Source organism: Mesorhizobium sp. M1E.F.Ca.ET.063.01.1.1 (assembly GCF_003998155.1).
GTDB lineage: Bacteria > Pseudomonadota > Alphaproteobacteria > Rhizobiales > Rhizobiaceae > Mesorhizobium.
This window is the reverse complement of sequence record NZ_RZSC01000769.1, coordinates 1-2709: the sequence shown is the minus strand read 5'-3', so window position 1 is coordinate 2709 and position 2709 is coordinate 1. Positions and strand designations below refer to the sequence as shown.

Here is a 2709-nt window from a genome sequence, read left to right as displayed (position 1 = left end):
GACTTCTTCCACTATTTCCAGAACAGCCTCGTCGTCACCGTCGCCTCGCTGTTTTTCGTGCTGCTGTTCGGGGCGATGGCGGCGTTCGCGCTGTCGGAATACCGCTTCCGCGGCAACACCATGATGGGCCTCTATCTCGCGCTCGGCATCATGATCCCGATCCGCCTCGGCACCGTCGCCATCCTGCAGTTGATGGTGGCAAGCGGGCTGGTTAACACGCTGACGGCGCTGATCCTGGTCTACACGGCGCAAGGCCTGCCACTCGCCATCTTCATCCTGTCCGAATTCATGAAGCAGGTATCCGATGACCTGAAGAACGCCGGACGCATCGACGGGCTGTCGGAATACACGATCTTCTTCCGCCTGGTGCTGCCGCTGGTGCGCCCGTCGATGGCGACGGTCGCCGTCTTCACCATGATCCCGATCTGGAACGATCTGTGGTTCCCGTTGATCCTCGCGCCATCGGAGGAGACCAAGACGGTGACGCTCGGCGCGCAGCTCTTCCTCGGCCAGTTCGTCACCAACTGGAACGCGATCCTGGCCGCGCTGTCGCTGGCGATCCTGCCGGTGCTGATCCTCTACGTCATCTTCTCGCGGCAACTGATCCGCGGCATCACGTCGGGAGCGGTGAAGTGAGCCGTAACAGCCAATTCGCGATAGGGCTGCGCTTCACCCCACCCGGCGCTGCGCGCCGACCTCCCCATCGAGGGGAGGTAGAAGGTCGCCGCTTTATTCTCGGCCGCCTGGGTTATCAGGTCAGAACAGCCTCTTCGGCGGGGATGTTCACGCCAACGCCCTACCTCCCCTTGATGGGGAGGTCGGCGCGAAGCGCCGGGTGGGGTGACACCTTCTCAAGAGAAAGTGGAGCAGTCAGGTGAGCGATAAACCACCCCTTCGCGTCGTCGTTGCCGGCCTCGGCAATATGGGCCGCAGCCATGCGCTCGCCTATCACACCAATCCGGGCTTCGAGATCGCGGCGCTGGTCAATCGTTCCGACGTGCGTCTGCCGGACGGGCTTGCCGGTTACGGCATCAGGCGCTCCTTCGAGGACGCGCTGCGCGACGAGAAGCCGGATGTCGCCGCGATCGCCACCTATTCCGACAGCCATGCCGACTATGCGGTCAGGGCATTCGAGGCCGGCTGCCATGTCTTCGTCGAGAAGCCTTTGGCCACGACTGTGGCGGATGCACAGCGCGTCGTCGACGCCGCCAAGGCCAACGGCAAGAAGCTGGTGATCGGCTATATCCTGCGTCACCATCCGTCCTGGGTGCGGCTGATCGCCGAGGCGCGCAAGCTCGGCGGTCCCTACGTCTTCCGCATGAATCTCAATCAGCAATCCTCCGGTCACACCTGGGAGACGCATAAGCAGCTTATGCGGACGACGTCGCCGATCGTCGATTGCGGCGTTCACTATCTCGACGTGATGCTGCAGATCACCGATGCCAGGCCGGTCGAAGTGCGCGGCATGGGCGTGCGGCTCTCCGACGAGGTGGCGCCCTCGATGTATAATTACGGCCATCTCCAGGTGCTGTTCGAGGATGGCTCGGTCGGCTGGTATGAAGCCGGTTGGGGTCCGATGATTTCGGAGACCGCCTTCTTCGTGAAGGACGTGATGTCGCCCAAAGGTTGCGTGTCGATCGTGATGAAGGAGGGCGTGAAGTCCGACGACATCGACACCCACACCAAGACCTCGACCATCCGCCTGCACAGCGCCGCGACGGGACCGGACGGCAGGTTCGCCAAGGAGGATGAGCTGCTGTCGATGGAGGGCGAGCCGGGGCACCAGGAGCTTTGCGACCGCGAACAGGCTTTCCTGCTCAAGGCCATCCGCGAGGATATCGACCTGACTCGCCACATGGACGACGCGGTGAAGTCGCTCGCCGTGTGCCTGGCGGCAGATGAGAGCGTGCGCACCGGCGCGCCAATCAAACTCTAGAACAAGGACGAAGCCGTGGGCTCGCTGAACATCGAGAACGTGAAGAAGGCGTTTGGGCCGGTTGAGGTGCTGAAAGGCATCGACCTCGAGGTCAATGACGGCGAGTTCGTCGTCTTCGTCGGTCCGTCGGGCTGCGGGAAGTCGACGCTGCTGCGCGTGATCGCCGGGCTGGAGGATTCGACCTCCGGCCGGGTGCTGATCGACGGCGACGACGTCTCCGTCACGCCGCCTGCAAAACGCGGCATCGCCATGGTGTTCCAGACCTACGCGCTCTACCCGCATCTGACGGTGAAGAACAACATGGGCCTCGGCCTCAAGCAGGCCGGCACGCCGGCCGCGGAGATCGAACGCCGCATCAAGATCGCCTCCGCCATGCTGTCGCTCGAGCCCTATCTTGAGCGCCGGCCGGCGGAACTGTCGGGCGGCCAGCGCCAGCGCGTCGCCATCGGCCGCGCCGTGGTGCGCGAGCCAAAATTGTTCCTCTTCGACGAACCGCTGTCGAACCTCGACGCCGCGCTGCGTGTCAACACAAGGCTGGAGATCGCGCAACTGCATCGGCGGCTGAAGGCGACGATGATCTACGTCACCCACGACCAGGTCGAGGCTATGACGCTGGCCGACAAGATCGTCGTGCTCAACGCCGGGCGGATCGAGCAGATCGGCAGCCCGATGGAGCTCTACAATTCGCCGACCAATGATTTCGTCGCCAGCTTCATCGGCTCGCCGAAGATGAACTTCATCGACGGCGCCAAACTGGGCGAGACGGCCAAGAC

General features: G+C 63.4%; 3 protein-coding genes. All 3 read left to right on the top strand.

Going from position 1 to position 2709, the window contains the following annotated elements; all coding sequences use genetic code 11:
* On the top strand, positions 1–636 hold a 636-nt coding region (locus tag EOA29_RS32010; protein WP_145969917.1), incomplete at its 5' end, for a carbohydrate ABC transporter permease.
* 238 nt (positions 637–874) lie between these two features.
* Complete coding sequence (locus EOA29_RS32005) at positions 875–1936, top strand: Gfo/Idh/MocA family oxidoreductase (protein ID WP_126090641.1); 1062 nt, start codon at positions 875–877, stop codon at positions 1934–1936.
* Positions 1937–1951: 15 nt separating this feature from the next.
* The coding region (locus EOA29_RS32000; RefSeq protein WP_127222119.1) for an ATP-binding cassette domain-containing protein at positions 1952–2709 on the top strand (758 nt) is incomplete at its 3' end.